Origin of the sequence: Micromonospora sp. NPDC023737 (assembly GCF_040639715.1) — a bacterium.
Taxonomy (GTDB): domain Bacteria; phylum Actinomycetota; class Actinomycetes; order Mycobacteriales; family Micromonosporaceae; genus Micromonospora.
In genome coordinates this window covers 314,238-330,604 of sequence record NZ_JBFAAL010000004.1, presented here as the reverse complement: position 1 = coordinate 330,604, position 16,367 = coordinate 314,238, and the positions used below count along the sequence as shown (strand labels likewise).

General features: G+C 71.8%; 13 protein-coding genes. 8 read left to right on the top strand and 5 right to left on the bottom strand.

Annotated elements, in window-relative coordinates; translation table 11 throughout:
- The first annotated feature begins 63 nt into the window (after window positions 1-63).
- Complete coding sequence (locus AB0F98_RS12630; protein WP_357733181.1) at window positions 64-1,410, top strand: BTAD domain-containing putative transcriptional regulator; 1,347 nt, start codon at window positions 64-66, stop codon at window positions 1,408-1,410.
- 154 nt (window positions 1,411-1,564) lie between these two features.
- On the opposite strand, the gene AB0F98_RS12625 is transcribed toward AB0F98_RS12630, so the two are convergent.
- Window positions 1,565-2,572, bottom strand: a complete 1,008-nt coding sequence (locus AB0F98_RS12625) for a hypothetical protein (RefSeq protein ID WP_357733178.1) — start codon at window positions 2,570-2,572, stop codon at window positions 1,565-1,567.
- Window positions 2,573-2,777: 205 nt separating this feature from the next.
- Here AB0F98_RS12625 and AB0F98_RS12620 point away from each other — a divergent pair, with 205 nt between their 5' ends.
- Genes AB0F98_RS12620 through AB0F98_RS12605 form a run of 4 tightly spaced genes read left to right on the top strand, consistent with a single transcriptional unit; the run spans window position 2,778 to window position 6,181 of the window.
- Window positions 2,778-3,668, top strand: coding sequence for an ABC transporter ATP-binding protein (locus AB0F98_RS12620; RefSeq protein ID WP_357733175.1), 891 nt, complete (start codon window positions 2,778-2,780; stop codon window positions 3,666-3,668).
- Window position 3,669: 1 nt separating this feature from the next.
- Window positions 3,670-4,401: an ABC transporter permease gene (locus AB0F98_RS12615; RefSeq protein WP_357733172.1), complete on the top strand. Its 732-nt coding sequence runs from the start codon at window positions 3,670-3,672 to the stop codon at window positions 4,399-4,401.
- Between the two features lie 20 nt (window positions 4,402-4,421).
- Window positions 4,422-5,579 (top strand): histidine kinase, encoded by a 1,158-nt coding sequence (locus AB0F98_RS12610; RefSeq protein ID WP_357733169.1) that lies wholly within the window; start codon window positions 4,422-4,424, stop codon window positions 5,577-5,579.
- Window positions 5,576-6,181: a response regulator transcription factor gene (locus AB0F98_RS12605; RefSeq protein ID WP_357733167.1), complete on the top strand. Its 606-nt coding sequence runs from the start codon at window positions 5,576-5,578 to the stop codon at window positions 6,179-6,181. Before AB0F98_RS12610 ends, AB0F98_RS12605 begins: the two co-directional genes overlap by 4 nt.
- A 21-nt stretch (window positions 6,182-6,202) precedes the next feature.
- Here AB0F98_RS12605 and AB0F98_RS12600 read toward each other — a convergent pair whose 3' ends face one another.
- Window positions 6,203-6,505 carry a helix-turn-helix transcriptional regulator gene (locus AB0F98_RS12600; protein ID WP_357733164.1) on the bottom strand — a complete coding sequence of 101 codons (303 nt, stop codon included), beginning with the start codon at window positions 6,503-6,505 and terminating at the stop codon, window positions 6,203-6,205.
- 67 nt (window positions 6,506-6,572) lie between these two features.
- On the opposite strand from AB0F98_RS12600, the gene map reads away from it, so the two are divergent.
- Complete coding sequence (gene map / locus AB0F98_RS12595; RefSeq protein WP_357733161.1) at window positions 6,573-7,349, top strand: type I methionyl aminopeptidase; 777 nt, start codon at window positions 6,573-6,575, stop codon at window positions 7,347-7,349.
- A 65-nt stretch (window positions 7,350-7,414) separates the two neighbouring features.
- On the opposite strand, the gene AB0F98_RS12590 is transcribed toward map, so the two are convergent.
- On the bottom strand, window positions 7,415-7,585 hold the full coding sequence (locus tag AB0F98_RS12590) for a hypothetical protein (protein WP_357733158.1): 171 nt from the start codon (window positions 7,583-7,585) through the stop codon (window positions 7,415-7,417).
- Window positions 7,586-7,935: 350 nt separating this feature from the next.
- The gene (locus tag AB0F98_RS12585) at window positions 7,936-8,388 is read right to left on the bottom strand and encodes a DUF6223 family protein (protein WP_357733156.1); all 453 of its coding nucleotides are present in this window, start codon (window positions 8,386-8,388) and stop codon (window positions 7,936-7,938) included.
- Window positions 8,389-8,619: 231 nt separating this feature from the next.
- Here AB0F98_RS12585 and AB0F98_RS12580 point away from each other — a divergent pair, with 231 nt between their 5' ends.
- The gene (locus AB0F98_RS12580; RefSeq protein ID WP_357733153.1) at window positions 8,620-9,750 is read left to right on the top strand and encodes a histidine kinase; all 1,131 of its coding nucleotides are present in this window, start codon (window positions 8,620-8,622) and stop codon (window positions 9,748-9,750) included.
- The gene (locus AB0F98_RS12575) at window positions 9,747-10,409 is read left to right on the top strand and encodes a response regulator transcription factor (RefSeq protein WP_357733150.1); all 663 of its coding nucleotides are present in this window, start codon (window positions 9,747-9,749) and stop codon (window positions 10,407-10,409) included. Before AB0F98_RS12580 ends, AB0F98_RS12575 begins: the two co-directional genes overlap by 4 nt.
- Window positions 10,410-10,489: 80 nt before the next feature.
- On the opposite strand, the gene AB0F98_RS12570 is transcribed toward AB0F98_RS12575, so the two are convergent.
- Window positions 10,490-16,006 (bottom strand): carboxyl transferase domain-containing protein, encoded by a 5,517-nt coding sequence (locus tag AB0F98_RS12570; RefSeq protein ID WP_357733147.1) that lies wholly within the window; start codon window positions 16,004-16,006, stop codon window positions 10,490-10,492.
- Window positions 16,007-16,367: the final 361 nt, after the last annotated feature.

Below are 16,367 nucleotides of genomic sequence, written 5' to 3'. Positions count from 1 at the left end.
TCACTCACCAACGGCTTACCGGGCTCGACCGCCCGACGTGAGCGCGGAGGAGGTGCGGCCACCATGGAGTTCCGACTACTCGGACCGTTCGAGGCGTGCCAGGACGGTCAGCGTGTCGAGCTCGGCAGCCGGCGGCAGGAGCGTTGCATTCTCGCCGTCCTCCTGCTCGACCTGGGGCATCTGGTCACCACCGACCGCCTCATCGACCTGCTGTGGCACGGGCGCCCGCCCGCGTCGGCACGCGGCGCAGTCCACACCTACATCGGACGGCTCCGCGCGTCGCTGGCGCCGTATGGGGTCCAGATCCGCACCGGTGGGGACGGCTACCTGATCGAGCGTGGGCACCACGTCGACGTCGAGGAGTTCAGCCTGCTCGCACACAAGGCGAGCGGCAGCGCCGATCCGGCGGAGCGGGTGGGCCTGCTCGACCGGGCGTTGGCGCTCTGGCGGGGTCCCCTGCTCGCCGACACGGCCGACGGGGAGCTGCGCGACCGGCTGTACGGCCCGATCGAGGAGCTCCGGCTCACCAGCCTCGAACTGCGGGCCGAGGCACAACTGGTTCTCGATCGCCACCGTGAGGTGATCAACGAGTTGACGCCACTCGTCGCCCGACACCCGACCCGCGAAGAACTGGTCGGCACCTTGATGACCGCGCTGTACCGGGGCGGGCGGCAGGCGGAGGCGTTGGGGCTGTACCGGGTGACCCGGCAGAAGCTGATCGAGGAGTTGGGCGTCGAGCCCGGCATGCGTCTGCGGGAGGTACACCGGCGGATCCTGCGCGACGACCATCGCCTCGACCGGCCGAACCGACCGGTGTACGAGGTCCGAGTCCATGAGGAGAGCCTCCCGTGGAGCGTCGGTGGCCACCCGGCGCTGGAGTTCTGCAACACCTTCGCCGGCTGGGGACACCATCCGCCGCTGCCCGGCTCGGAGTGGCTCCGCGCGTACCGCACACTGGCGGTCTGGACGGGGCACCTGGGGCTGGCCGATCACGCCACGGTCAGCCGGCTGACCGAACTCGCTCTGCGCGAGCCCGGCACCGCCGCCGCGGAGCTCGAGAACGCCCGCGCTCTGCGCACCCGGCTCTACGCCTGCCTCACCAATCCCGACGACCGATCAGCGTTCGACGCGGTGGCCCGCCACGCGGAGGCCGCCGCGAGAACACTGGTGTTTCGGCGCGACGCCGACGGCCGGGGACGCTGGAGGGCCGACCTGGCCGCCGGTCTCCGGCTGCCGGTGCACGCCGTCGCCTGGAGCGCCGCCGAGCTGCTCAGTGACCCCCGCCGCTCGACCATCCGGGTCTGTCCCGACGAGAGGTGCGGGTGGCTGTTCCTCGACGAGAGCGGAATGCGCCGGTGGTGCAGCCTGGCGACGTGCGGCCGGAACGAAGGCGACGCTCCTTGCCGCTGAGGCCCTCGACCGGAGGCCGCCCGGGGCAGGCTCGGGAGACACCGGAGCGATCCCGGCGGGTGGCTCTCCCGCACCGGGCATCGGTCCTCGGCGCCCCGCCCAGGCCCCAGCCGCGATCGGCTACGCGGCCAGATCGTTCGCCGATCACGAACGGTCATCGCTCCAGCCACGCAACCGGCGGTGAGTGGCGCCTGATACGTCTTCGGACGGTTTCCGCGATGATCAGCAGACCAGGAATGGCGCCGAAGAACCAGATCGCGACCAGCGGCCAGTGGATCAGCGAACCCACCGCCCCGCGGATCTGCGGGACCTCTCCGACGGTGTACGTCGCCTCCTGGTCAGAGGTCTGACACGACAGCGAATAGGTACCGGGCACGGGAACGTCGAAGGAAGCGACCCAGGTATAGCTGGCCGCGTCGCCGCCGTAGTCGCCAGGTGCGATGGTGACCAACTTCGCCGGCACGACGGCCCGGTCGGCGCCGGTGACCTGGCAGTCAGGGTTGCTTGGTGAGAAGCCGACCGCGAAGATCGCATACTGGCCTGCCTCCGGCAGCCTCAACTCTCCCAGCTCACCGACCGTGGCCGCATGCGGCGCCACCGTGCCGTACTGCGGGAAGCCGGACCACACGCTGCTGCCCTCCGCGCCAAGCTGCACCGTCGTCTGCGCGAGCAGGGCACCCACCATGGCGGCGACTCCGCCAATGACGTAGCCCCGTCGAGTCGGCACTTGGCTGCGGCGCACGCGGCCTAGTCCGAACATGTGGCCTACCGCAGCACCGCAGATCGCCGACGGAACGCTGCCGAACAGAACGCTCCGCCACTGAGCCGCACCATCGAGCGGAATAACCCACCGGTAGACAGCCATCGTTGCGCCCACGAACACCGCGCTGATCAGCGTGGCCGCGACCACAGACGCCAGCATGGCCGAGGCGGTGCGACGCCGACCGGTGCACCAGGTCCACTTCGCTGCCACCACCGCAGCGAGCCCTGGCACTGCGACCACGGTCCACCACAGAGCCGTCGAAACCTTCTGGTCCTCTTCCCACCGGTGAGTCCCCTCGAAGAAGATCAGCGGGGCCGGCACCGTCACCAGCACCCACACCGCCAGAACCACCGGACCGGGAAACGCTCGACCCGCCAACCGCCACGTTGCCGCGTTCATGCACCGATCATCGGGCAGCGGACCCGCATTCCGAAGCCCCGATCATCGACGAGCCCAGCAGTTGCAGAACTCCGGCTAACGCCAAGGGATACAACGACCGGGTGCCACGTCGGCGGTCTGACGAGGCGGCCCAGGACATTTGTCCCGGCCAGCCGCGTACCGGCGGCTCTGCCGGCGTCCGCCGTGCGTTCGTAGCGTGGCGGGCATGGATGACATCGTCGTACGTCTCACCGGACTCACCCGCCGGTTCGGACCCGTGCGAGCCGTCGACGGCCTCGACCTGGCCGTCGCGCGGGGCACCACCCTCGCCCTGCTCGGGCCCAACGGCGCGGGCAAGACGACCGCGATCTCGATGATGCTCGGCCTCACCCAGCCCGACGCGGGCACCGTGGCCCTGTTCGGCCGGACCCCCACCGAGGCGGTCCGGGCCGGCCGGGTCGGCGCGATGCTCCAGGACTCCGGGGTCGTGCCCACCGCCACCGTCCGGGAGGTCGTCGAGCTGGCCCGGGCGCTATACCCGCGCCCGTTGGCCACCGACCGGATCCTCGCCATGGCCGGGTTGGCCGACCGGGCCGGCCGCCGGCTGGACAAGCTCTCCGGCGGCGAGGCACAACGCGCCCGGTTCGCGTTCGCGCTGGCCGGTGCCCCGGACCTGCTGGTCCTCGACGAACCGACGGCAGCCATGGACGTCGCCGCCCGGCAGGCGTTCTGGTCCGCCATCCACCGGTACGCGGCCGAGGGTCGCACCGTCGTGTTCACCACCCATCAGCTGCATGAGGCGGACGAGTTCGCCGACCGGGTCGTGGTGCTCGCCGCAGGTCGGGTGGTCGCCGACGGGCCGCCCGCGCAGATCCGTGCCCTGGCCGGTGGCCGTACCGTCGCCTTCGACGCCGCCGGTGCGGCACCGGAGGGACTGGAGCTGTTGCCCGGTGTCCGATCGGTGCAGGTCCGCGGCGACCGGGTGGTGCTCACCACCGACGACGCCGACGCCACAGTCCTCGCGCTGGCCGCCGGTCGCGGCTTCCGCAACCTCGAGGTCTCCGCCGCGCTGGAGGCCGCCTTCCTCACCCTCACGGCCATCGGATCGGAGCATTGAGATGCGCGCCTACCTGTGGTTCGAGCTGCGCCGGCTGGCCCGCGACCCCCGCCTCACGTTGTTCAGTGTCCTGGGCCCGGTGGTCACGTACCTGATCTTCTCCGAGCTGGCCGGTGGCAGCGACCAGCTGGAGGGCGTGGACGCCACGGTCGCCCTCATGGTCGGGCTGGCCGGGTACGGCGCCGTGGCCGGCGTGCTCTCGGTGGGCTCCCTGGTCTCCCAGGAACGCGCGGTGGGTTGGCTGTCCCAACTCCGCGTCACCCCGCTGCCACCGTGGCAGGCGGTCGCCGCGAAGGCCCTGGTCAGTACGCTCAGCGGAGTGCCTTCCGTGATCGCGGTAGGCATCACCGGGCGGATCCAGCACCACGTCGAGCTCAGCGCCGGCCGGTGGATCGCGCTGCTGCTGCTGATGTGGGCCGGCACGGTGCCGTTCGCCCTGCTCGGCCTCGCCATCGGGTACGGCCTCGCCCCGCAGCTCGCCCAACCGGTCAACTTCCTGGCCTTCCTCGGCCTGTCGGTGCTCGGTGGACTGCTGGTGCCGGTGACGTACTTCCCGGACGCGCTGCGGCACCTGGGGCACGCCCTGCCGACCTACCGGTACGCCGAACTCGGCTGGCGGTCGGTCGCCGGCCTCGCGCCCACCCCGTCCGGACTCGGCGTGCTCACGGTGTGGACCGTCCTCTTCGCCACCCTCGCGGCGTGGGCCTACCGGCGCTCGACCGCACATCGTTGACTGTCGCTAGGGTGGCCGTGATGCGCCGTGCCACGCATGCCACGAGCTCCGTCGACCGCAGCCGGCGGCGTCGCGGGCTCGTGCTCGTGGCAGCCCACACGTTGTGGCTGTGGCTGCTCCTGCCACCGGCCTCCGCGATCACCCGTGGACAGATCCACCACGCGCCCGTGGCAGCTGTCGGGTTGGCCGCCTTCGCGCTGCTCTATCTCGCGCTGGTGGCGGTGCCCGTGGCGGACCTGCCCGTCCGGCCGGCCCTGCACCACACCGGGTTGGTCCTGCTCGCGCTGCTGGGGATCGGGCTCGCCGCCGCGTACGCCGGTGACCCGGCGGGCTGGCTGGCCCTGCTGATGTACGTGTGTTCCGCAGGCGCGGTGGGGCTGATCCGGACGAGCTGGGGGTTCGGTTGGGTCGGCGGCAGCGTCGCGGCGGTGCTGGTGATCGGGGCGGCGCGCCGGCTGGCGACGGACGACATCGCGCAGATAGCGCTGATCACGCTGCTCGCGGGTGCCATGACACTGGCCTTCGCCCGGGTGGCCCGTCTCGTGGACGAGCTTCGCCGTACCCAGCGGGAGCTGGCCCGCACGGTGGTGGAGCGGGAACGGCTCCGGTTCGCCAAGGACCTGCACGACCTGCTCGGCCACACGCTGTCGCTGGTGGTGGTGAAGGCGGAGGTGGTGCGCCGGCTCGCCCCTGCCGACCCCGCCCGGGCCGCGGCCGAGGCGGCCGACATCGAGCGGATCGGACGCACCGCGCTCGCCGAGGTCCGCGAGGCGGTCACCGGCTACCGCGAGCACGGCTTCGACCGGGAACTGGACAACGCCCGCAACGCCCTGTCCGACGTCGGCATCGCGGTCACGGTACGAGCGACCGGGCACCCGCTCGACGTCGAGGCCGACGACGCGTTCCGCTGGGTGCTTCGCGAGGGGGTCACGAACGTGCTGCGGCACAGCCGGGCTTCGCGGTGCGACATCGAGGTCAGCAGCGACGCCCACGGGTCGGTGCTGACCGTCCGCGACGACGGGGTGGGCGGTCGGCCGGAGCCGGGCAACGGCCTGCGTGGCCTCACCGAGCGGCTCGAGCAGGCGGGCGGGACCCTGCACGTCGGACCGGCACGCGACGGCGGCCTGCTGCTCACCGCCCGGGTCCCCGCGCGACAGGCCGAGGGGGTGGCCGGATGATCCGCCTGTTGCTCGCCGAGGACCAGGGCATGATGCGTGGCGCGTTGGCCCTGCTGTTGAACCTCGAACCGGACATCGAGGTGGTGGCCGAGGTCGGAACCACCGCCGAGGCGGTGGCGGCCGCCCTGAGACTCCGACCCGACGTGGCGTTGTTGGACATCGAGATGCCCGACGGCAGTGGCCTGGACACCGCGGCGACGCTGCGGGAGAAGCTGCCCCGGTGCCGGGTGCTGATCCTCACCACGTTCGGCCGGCCGGGCTATCTCCGCCGGGCGATGGAGGCCGGCGCGGCCGGTTTCCTGGTCAAGGACGGTCCGGTCGAGGACCTCGCGGTGGCCGTCCGGCGAGTGCTGGCCGGCGAGCGGGTGATCGACCCGGCGCTCGCGGCGGCGGCGCTGTCAGCCGGCCCGAACCCGCTCACCGACCGGGAGCGGCACGTTCTGGCGGCGGCCGCGGACGGCGCCACGATCGCGGACATCGCCGCCCGCCTGCACCTGTCCGAGAGCACCGTACGCAACTACCTCTCGGCGGCGATCGGCAAGACCGGTACCCGTAACCGGATCGAGGCGGCGCTCAGCGCCAGGGCGAACGGCTGGCTCTGAAGGCAGCCGCGGGGCCGAGACCTACGAGGCCAACCGCGCGCCCGCGGTGCGACCTGATCTCGCGATCACGACCCCGCCGTCCGGTCGGTTGATCTCCGACCAGACCGCGTCGAGGGAGAGACCGAGGACGTCGGCGATGGCGGCGATGGTCGGGAAGGCAGGGGTGGCTACGCGACCGGACTCGATCTTCCGAAGCGTCTCCGGCGAGACACCTGCCTCCAGCGCGGTGACGAGCATCGAACGCTCGCCCCTGGCTCGACGCAGGAGAGCGCCGAGGCGCTGTCCGCGCTCGACCTCTTCAGGACTGAGCGGCAACCTGACCATGGTTCCGATTCTAGTACCGGGATAATATGACCGGGATACTTATTGGCTGTACGAGTAAGGGTGCCGCATGATCGAGATCTTTGACCCCACAGACCTGGCGCGCGCGCGGGACACCGGCGCCCTGGTCGCCGGCATCCTGCAGAACCTGAAGAGCCGCAGCACGGTCGGCACCAACCTCTTGGACATCGACCGCTGGGCCCAAGCCATGATCATCGAGGCCGGCGCGCAGTCCTGCTACGTCGACTACGAGCCGCCCTTCGGCCGCGGACCGTTCGGTCACTACATCTGCACGTCAGTCAACGACGCCGTGCTCCACGGGCGGCCGTACGACTACCCACTCGCCGACGGCGACCTGTTGACGCTCGACCTCGCTGTCTCCCTCGGGGGAGTGGTCGCTGACTCCGCGATCAGCTTCGTCGTGGGCGACGTGACGTCCCCGGAGAGCGTCGCGCTGATCGACGCTACCGAGCGCGCACTGAGCGCGGGGATAGCCGCGGCGGGCCCCGGAGCTCACCTCGGTGACATCTCCCACGCCATCGGCTCGGTCCTCAGCGAGGCGGGATATCTGATCAACACCGAGTTCGGCGGTCACGGCGTCGGATCGACGATGCACCAGGACCCGCACGTCCCGAACAAGGGGCGGCCCGGCCGCGGATACAAGCTGCGTCCCGGGCTGCTGCTGGCACTGGAGCCCTGGATCATGGCGGACACCGCCGAGCTCGTCACCGATGCCGACGGCTGGACACTCCGAAGCGCGACGGGCTGCCGGACGGCACACAGTGAGCACACCATCGCCATCACCGACGACGGAGCCGAGATCCTCACCCTGCTGAAGCGGGCGTGACCGTGAGCTGACCGGGGACGCTGGTCCGGGGTCCCCCGCGGCGTTCCCGACCCGGTCGCGGGCGGCTAGTCGTTGCGGACTATCCACCAGCGTCGTCTGGCGTCGATCAGCTCCTGCTTCGAGATCGGCAGCACGCGGGTCAGGTAGAAGATGCCCCACGCGACCAGCACCGTGCCGGCCACCAGCGGCACCATCACGTCGGCTCGTGGCGTACCCGTGGCGCCGATGAACACCATCGTCGGCCCGGCCGAGCACGGGACCGCCAACAAGAGTGCGCAGAGCGGCCATCTCCTCCGCTTCCGTACCCGCCGGGCTCGGGCATCCTGCCCGGCGGCCGATGTGGACGCCGACCGACCACGTCGCCTACCGCCAGCCATGGCCGGCAACATGGCCCAGCCCTGCCGGCGCGGCCGGCCGTCGCGGCGGTGTTGCTGCCCGTGGCAATTCGCCACGGGCAGCATCCGGCCCTGCGTCGCCCACTCCCTCCGGGTCACGCGGGCGGCGTTCGCCGGGCTCGCCGCACCGCGCGTCGGTCCACCCGAGGCCGGCACGAGCCGCAACACGGGCACTGACCGCGCCAGGCCGGTCAGTTGCCCATCCGGTAACGGCGGGAACGGGCCAGCGCCAGCCCACCGACAACCATGGCGAACAGCCCCACCACCAGGGCCACGTAGGCGCCACCTCGCCCGTTCCCGGTGCCGATGCCGCTGTCGGAGGTGGCGACGACCAGACCGCCGAGGGTCACGCCGACCAGCCCCGCCGCCAGGGCCACGGATGCTCCGAGCCGGCCGCTGTCGGTGCCGATACGGCTGGTGGGACGGACCAGAGCCAGCCCGCCGACGATCACCCCGGTCAGCCCCAGCAGGGCGGCGACACTTGCGCCGAGTCGCCCAGCGCTCATGGTGTAGACGCTGGCGGCGGCGGGTTGCCCCGCGACGTGCGCGGCTGCCGGTGCGGCGAGCCCGAAGCCGCCGAGCAGCGCGGCCGCGACGGCGGTGGGCACCAGTCGAACCGACCTCAGGATTCCTGATGAGCTCATGACTCCTTCTCCTCTTTCGTCGTCTCGATCTCGAGGTGCGGGTGTTGCCTGATCGTGTCGCCGGCCGGGGCCCCCGGTCGTCCGGCAGGCGGATGCAGTTCGCGCTGCCGCCGGTGGCACATCCGGCTGCTGCGGATGCCGTAGCTGCCGCGCCGGTACTGCGTTCGCGGTAGCCGGCCGCTCATCCGCCAGCAGGAGTCGCCCGTCGCCCCATCCGGCTAAGGTGCGCGCATGAGCACAGGACGGCCCGAGGTTCGGGCCGGTGTCAGAGATTGGGCGATCGCCGTCTGCGTGGCGGCGGTGCTGTTGGTCGCCGGGCTGTCCGAGAACCGTTCCGCCACCGATGCCGATCCACTGGGCTACGTGCTGCTGGTGGCCGGCGGCCTGGCGCTGGCCGCGCGCCGCCGCGCTCCGGTTCCCGTCCTGGCCGCCACCGGCGTGTGCGCGGTCGGCTACCAGGCGGTCGGCTTCGAGGTGCCCGCCGTCGCGTTCCTGTTCGCCGTGTACGCCGCCGTGCGTGCGGGCCATCGTGTCGTCACGGTCGTGGCGGCTGTGATGATGCTGGCCGCACTCCCGCTCGCGGCGCTCGCCCTGCCACCGGACATGCCGGTCGGCGAGGCGCTCGCCCGGGCCCGGGGCGTCCTCGAACTGGCCTGGTTGGTCGCCGCCGGTGCGGCGGGTGAGGCGTTGCGGCAGGCCGAGCGGCGGGCGGACGAAGCCGAGCGTACGAGGGAGGAGACCGCGCGGCGCCGCGCCGACGAGGAACGGCTGCACATCGCGCGGGAGTTGCACGATTCGCTCACCCACCAGATCTCGATCATCAAGGTGCAGGCCGAAGTGGCCGTCCACCTCGCCCGCAAGCGGGGTGAACCGGTGCCGGAGGCCCTCCTGGCGATCCGGGACGCCGGTCGCGAGGCGACCCGGGAGCTGCGAGCGACGCTGGAGGCGCTGCGCGACGACGGCGAGACGCCGTCGCATGGGCTCGACCATCTCCCGGAACTGGTGGAGCGCGCCCGTACCACCGGCCTGGAGGCGACGTTGACGATCGAAGGACGACGACACGACGTACCGGCAGCGGTGGACCGCACCGCCTACCGGATCGTCCAGGAGTCCCTCACCAACATCGCGCGTCACGCCGCCGCCGCTACCGCGTCGGTCCGGATCGACTACCGTCCGGACGCCCTCGCGATCCGCGTCGACGACGACGGGAAGGCCATGCCGGACACCGCCCCGATGCCCGGCGTCGGGCTGCTCGGGATGCGCGAACGAGTCACCGCTCTCGGCGGTCGCCTACGCGCGGAGCCACGCAACGAGGGCGGCTTCACCGTCCACGCCGAACTGCCCTTCGGCCCGGCATCATGATCCGGGTCCTGCTCGTCGACGACCAGCCGCTCCTGCGCAGCGGTTTCCGTGCGCTCCTCGACGTCGAGGACGACATCGAGGTGGTGGCCGAGGCCGCCGACGGCGAGGAGGGCCTGGCGCTGGCGAAGGAACACCTGCCCGACATCGCGCTCATCGACATCCAGATGCCGGTCATGGACGGCATCGAGGCGACCCGGCGCATCGCCGCGGATCCGACCCTGGCGGGGGTGCACGTCGTCATCCTGACCAACTACGGCCTCGACGAACACGTCTTCCATGCGCTGCGCGCCGGCGCCGCCGGATTCCTCGTCAAGGACATCCAGCCGGAAGACTTTCTGCACGCCATCCGTGTCGCCGCGCGCGGCGACGCCCTGCTCGCACCATCGATCACCCGCAAGCTGATCGACCGGTACGTCACCGAGCCGCTCCACACCGGCGTCGGCACGAGGTTGAAAGAGCTGACCAACCGCGAACGTGAGACAGTTGCCCTCCTCGCGCAGGGCCTGTCCAACGACCAGATCGCCGAACGCATGGTGATCAGCCCACTGACCGCCAAGACCCATGTCAACCGGGCCATGATGAAGCTCCACGCCCGTGACCGCGCCCAACTCGTGGTCCTCGCCTACGAATCCGGCCTGGTGGTCCCACGCCAAGGTTGACGGTCCGACGAACGGACCACCCGGCTGGCCGCGCCTCTGCCGCGATGCGGCGCGGTCCCGGCCAGCCGGATTCGAATCCGTCAGGTCATCGCGATGTGGCCGGACGGCGCCTGGCGCGGTGACTGCGGGACCGATCGACGCAGGTACGACTCGATGGCCTCGATGACCCGCGGGCGCAGGTCGGCGGCGCGGATCACCGCGTCGACCGAGCCCACCTCGACCGCACGCTGGATGCTGTGCACCCGGTCGAACTCCGTGGCCACCTCGCCGAGCTTCTCCGCGCGCACCGACGAGCGCAGCTCGCCGAGTTCGGCGGTCAGCGCGGCGCGCTCGGTGCCGGAGGCGACGGCGACTCGGGCCTCCAGCTCCTGCACGCGCGGATCGGCAGCGGTACGACGGTCGACGTCGCCGGAGAACACCACAGCGGCGGCGGGAGCACCGCCGAGCACCGAGGCGAACGACCCTTCCAGCGCCAGCACGGTCATGTCGGGGTTCAGCGCCTTCGAGAACACCACGAACGCCCCGCCGTGGTATCGCGAGATCACGCAGAACACGATGGGCCCACGGAAGTTCACGATCGCGCGGCCGATCTCGGCGCCGTACTCCAGTTGCAGCTTCCGCATCGACTCGGGCGAGCCGTCGAAGCCCGACAGGTTCGCCAGCACCACCAGCGGCCGGTTGCCGCTGGCCGCGTTGATCGCCCGCGCGGCCTTCTTCGACGACCGGGGGAACAGCGTGCCCGCGGTGTAGGTGTCCGGTCCGTCGGTGGGCGGGAAGCCGCGCCGCGGCACCGAACGCGACTCGATGCCGAGCAGGCACACCGGGATGCCGCCGAGGTGTACGTCCTGCACCACCGCCGTCTCCGCGTCGGCCATGCCCGCCCAGCGCTCCAGCACCGCGTGGTCCTGGTCGGCGAGCGCCCGCATCACGGTCCGGATGTCGAACGGCTTCTTGCGGTCGGGGTTGGCGGCCGCGGAGAAGATCTCGCCGACCGTGGTGAAGTCGCTGCCGGCCACGGTGTGCGGGAAGTCGGAGATGTCCCGGTCGACCGGGTCGGTGGTGCTCGCCCGCCGCGGCGTCTGCTCGCCCGGCGCCACGTACGTGTGCTCGTAGTGCGCCATCAGCACGTCACGCGCGGCCGGGATGTTCGGCGCCCAGTACTGCGCCTGACCGTTGGGCCCCATCACCCGGTCGTAGCCGCCGATGCCGAAGTTGTCCTCGGCGGACACCCCACCGGAGAAGTCGAGCGACTGCTTGCCGGTGAGCACCATCGCCGAATCCGGCGTCATCACCAGGACACCCTTGGTGTGCATGAGCATCGTCGCCTCGGCGTTCCAGTACGGCTGGGCGCCGACGTTGATGCCCGCCACGACGATGTTGATCTCGCCGCCGGCCTGGGTGAACTCGACGATCCGCTTGAGTGCCGCGGCCACCCAGTCCATGTTCTCCGTGCCCGACGTCATGGAGATCCGGGCGCCGGCGGACAACGAGTACCACTCCAGCGGCACCCGCATCTGCTCGGCCAGGTCCAGCGCGGCGATCACGCGGCGGCACTCCGGCTCCGACAACGCGCCGAGCGACTTCGTCGGGTCACCGAGCAGCACGACCCGGGTGATGCCCTGCGGGTGGCGCGGGGTCGGCGTGGTGACCACGCCGGCGACGATCGCGGCGGTGTTGCGTCCCTTGGGCCGCTCGACCGGCGCGAGCGCGTGCTCGTCGTCCAGGTCGTGCTCGACGAAGTCGCCGAGCAGCCGGGTCAGCTCGTACGGGTACACGGTGTTGCGGCTGCTCGCGCGCAGCACCTTCAGCCGGTAGTCGTCGAGCGGCTCCACCGGCTCGACCGGCGGCTCACCCACGGTCAGCTCGGCGCCGCCCGTGGCGTCGAAGGTGATCCGCACCCCGATCTTGGTCAACTCGCCGGTCGTACGGTCGCGCTGGCGCGCGATGAACAGGATCTCCTCCAGTCCGGCGCCCGCCGTCGTCGGCCGGACCCGGTTGGCGATCGTCTCCATCTCCTCGCGGGTCAGCTCGCTCGGCGGCCAGACGTAGATCACGATCCGGTTGGTGTTGAAGCGCACGTTCGAGGGGCGGCGCGACTGCGCGCGGCGGATCGAGTCGAGGCAGGCGGCGACCGCGTCCTCCGTGGTCGGCAGCGCGACCAACCGGCCGTCCTGCTCACGCAGCTCGGTCAGGTCGCGCACCTGCGCGAACGCGACGAGGCGCTGGTCGGACGGATTCTCCCGGGCCACGGACTGGAAGAGGTAGACCTCCTCGTCCGAGGACGGCAGCCGGGTGAGGTCGAACTTGTGCAACCGCTCCAGCTGCATCCGCTGCGCGATGTACGGGTGCAGACCGCGGATCAGCCGCTCCTCGGCCATCCCGCTGCCCGACGGGCGGAAGGTGAAGTGGTGGTGCATGACGGCACCGCCGCGACCCGCGACGGTGGCGGTGAGCCGGCTGACCTGCTGCGGCAGTGGCTGCGCGTTGATGGCTTCGAGCAGCGCGGCCGCCATCGCGTCGAAGTCCTCCGGCTGGTTCTCCCAGGCGAGGTAGATGTCGGCGTCGATGGCGTCCCCGCCGCCGGCCAGCTCGGCGAGCCCGCGCAGCGCGCCGCCCAGCGCGTCGAAGCGCACCGCGGCGGAGACCACGCTCGAACTCGCGCGTTCGGCGACCACGAGGGTGCAGCCGCCGACCTGGTGGGTGGTGACGCTGGTGAGCGCCTTGTTGCCGTAGTAGCGCCGGGTCAGCACCTCCAGCATCACCGCGTTGTCGAGGTGGTCGTGGACGAGCCGCTGGCCGAGCAGCCGGACCAGCGGTTCGGTGCTGCGTACCATCTCGGCGATGCGCTCGCCGCGATCCGGCGCGTCCGGGTGCGCGTCCAGGTGGCGCAGGTGCTTGCGGACCTGGGCGTAGACGCGCGCACGGTTGCGGCGCAGCAGCGGCTGGGCGAACCAGGCGAACACCACGCCGCGCGCGAGGTCGGCGACCACCGGGAAACGGACCTGTGTCGCGGCCACCAGCCGCTCCAGGGCGAGGCCGGCGGGCTCACGCAACGTCTCGTCCGGCGGCAGCTCCCGCAGCCACGCACGCAGCAGCGTCGCGACGACCGTGGCGTCGGCGGATGCTCGCTGCTGGGCGAGGAAGATCCGGAACACCGCGGCTTCGAGCTCGGGGGAGCGCTCCAGGTCGGTGACACCGTAGTGTCCGAGCGCCTTGGCGAGCTTGACCTGGAACGCGTTCGGCAGGCCGGCCCGCTCGACGTCGAGGCTCTGCAGGTAGGTGTAGAAGTGCTCGCGAGCGCTGTGGATGTGGCCGCCGACGCTGTCCTCGCCCGTCGGCCGGTTGCGGGTCAGCTCGGCGAGGTCGGCGAAGAGGTTGACGAGGTCGAGCTCTTCGGCGAGTGGCCGGTGGCCGTCCTCGGTGGCGGCCTGCCGCGCGGTCAGGTAGTCGTCGAGGGCCCGGCGGTCGTCGTGGGGGTCGACGTCGAAGCCGAGCAGCAGCCCACGCAGGTCCTCCTGGCCGCGGGCGGCGCGCTCCCGAGCCGGGATCTCCTGCGGCGCGGTGGGCAGGTCCAGCTCGACGGCCGCGCCGGCCGGGCCGTCCGTGTCCTCCCCGGCCTCGTCGGTGAGCGGCTCCAGCCGCAGCAGCGGCGCGCCGGCCTCCACCTGGCTGCCGACGGAGACGGCGCACTCCTTCAACCGCGCCTTGAACGGCGCCCGCAGCACCGTCTCCATCTTCATGGCCTCCAGCACCAGCACCGGAGCGCCCGCCTCGACCTCAGCGCCGATCTCCACCGGCGTGGCGACGACCAGCGCCGGCATCGGCGAGCGGACGACGCCGCCCTCGTCGCGGCTGACCCGGTGCGTCACGCCGTCCACCTCGACGAGGTGGATCGGCCCGTGCGTCCCGGTGAGCAGGCGGTACCGGGTGCCGTTGACGGCGATCTGCCCGGTGTGTCCGTCGAAGCGGTCGAGCTCGACGTCGGCGGTGCGGACGCCACCGCCCGTCTCGATGCCCACGCGGAACCGGTGCGCCCCGATCCGCGCCACCCGCGTGCGGTAGCCGACGCCGCGTAGCTTCAGGTCGAGCGGCCGGCCGCTCTTGTGCTGCACCTGCGGGCGTCCGCCGGCCGCCGTCGACAGCAGCCGCTGGCGCTCGACGCGCTCCTCCTCCTCGTACGCCTCGATGGCCGCGGCCGCCAGCGCGACGGCGGAGTGCCGGTGCGCGACCAGCCTGCCCTCGCCGCGGACCCGGTCGATCCAGCCGGTGTCGGCGCTGGCGTCGATCACCTCGGGCTGGTCGAGCAGGTCCAGCACGAAGCTCTTGTTGGTGGCGCCGCCCTCGATGACGACAGTGGTGTTCGCCATCGCCCGGCGCAGTCGGCCGAGCGCCTCGTCGCGGTCGCGACCGTAGGCGATGATCTTCGCGATCATCGAGTCGAAGTCGGCGGGGATGGTGTCGCCCTCGCTGACGCCGGTGTCCACCCGGATGCCCGGCCCGGCGGGCAGGTCCAGCCGCACGATGCGGCCGGGGGAGGGCGCGAAGTCGCGGTCCGGGTCCTCGGCGTTCAGCCGGGCCTCGATGGCGTGCCCCCGCTCCACCGGTGGTTCGCCCTCGAGCCGCCCGCCCGACGCGACGTGCAGCTGCGCCTTGACCAGGTCGAACCCGGTCGTGGACTCGGTGATCGGGTGCTCGACCTGCAGCCGGGTGTTGACCTCGAGGAACGCGAACAGCTGGTCGCCGGGGTGGTAGAGGAACTCGACGGTGGCCGCGCCCCGGTAGCCGACCGCGACCGCGAGCCGTTCGGCCGACGCCTTGAGTTCGGCCGCCTGCGCCGGGCTGAGCACCGGCGACGCCGACTCCTCGATGACCTTCTGGTTGCGCCGCTGCACCGAGCAGTCGCGGACACCGAGCGCCCACGCCGTGCCCTGACCGTCGGCGATCACCTGGACCTCGACGTGGCGGGCACCGGTGACCAGGCGCTCCAGGAAGACGATGCCGCTGCCGAACGCCCGCGCCGCCTCCTGGCTGGTGCGCTCGTACGCGTCGGCGAGCTCCGCCGCACTGGTGATCACCCGGATCCCGCGGCCCCCGCCGCCCGCGGTCGCCTTCAGCATCAGCGGGTAGCCGATCTCGTCCGCGGCCGCGACGGCCGCGTCCAGGGTCTCGACCGCGCCGCGGCTCCACGGGGCGACCGGCACCCCGACCTCCTCGGCGATCAGCTTCGCGCCGATTTTGTCACCGAGCTTGCGCATCGCGTCCGGGCTCGGGCCGACGAAGGTGACCCCGACCTTCTCGCACAACTCCGCGAACGCCGGGTCCTCGGCGACGAAGCCCCAGCCCACCCAGGCGGCGTCGGCCCCGGTCTCGACCAACGCGCGCTCCAGCACCTTCAGGTCGAGGTACGGGCGCGCGGATGCCGGACCGAGGTCGTAGGCGATGTCCGCCTCGCGGACGAAGGTGGCGGTGCGGTCGACATCGGTGAACAAGGCCACCGTCTCGATCCGGGTCCCGGTCTCCGCGGCCAGCTCACGGACCGCGTGGATGAGCCGCATAGCAGCCTCACCCCGGTTGACGATGGCAACACGGCTGAACACCCGATGACCCCCCGGCAGACCCCACGTTTACGTGCCGCGGGACGAAAACCCCCGGCAGTGATCACCCTTCCGCCCCCCGGCCCGCGGCGCCATGTTGTAACCGCCGAACCGGAAGCGGCGCCGTTTGTAGGAACCGTACAAAAGTCTTTGGCTCCACGTACGCCCATCCGGGCGGCTCGGAGCCGAGAGTCGGGTCTGTGGAGTGCCGGACGGCTGCGCGCAGGTGTCGCTCGACGTCCGACCCGCGTCGAGGTCCGTACGTGTTGGTGGGCCTGCCGTCGGCCCGCCCGGGCGGGCCGACCCTGCGCGAGTACGTCTTCCACGAGAAGACCAGCCACGAGGAGCACGAGGCCGCCTTCCG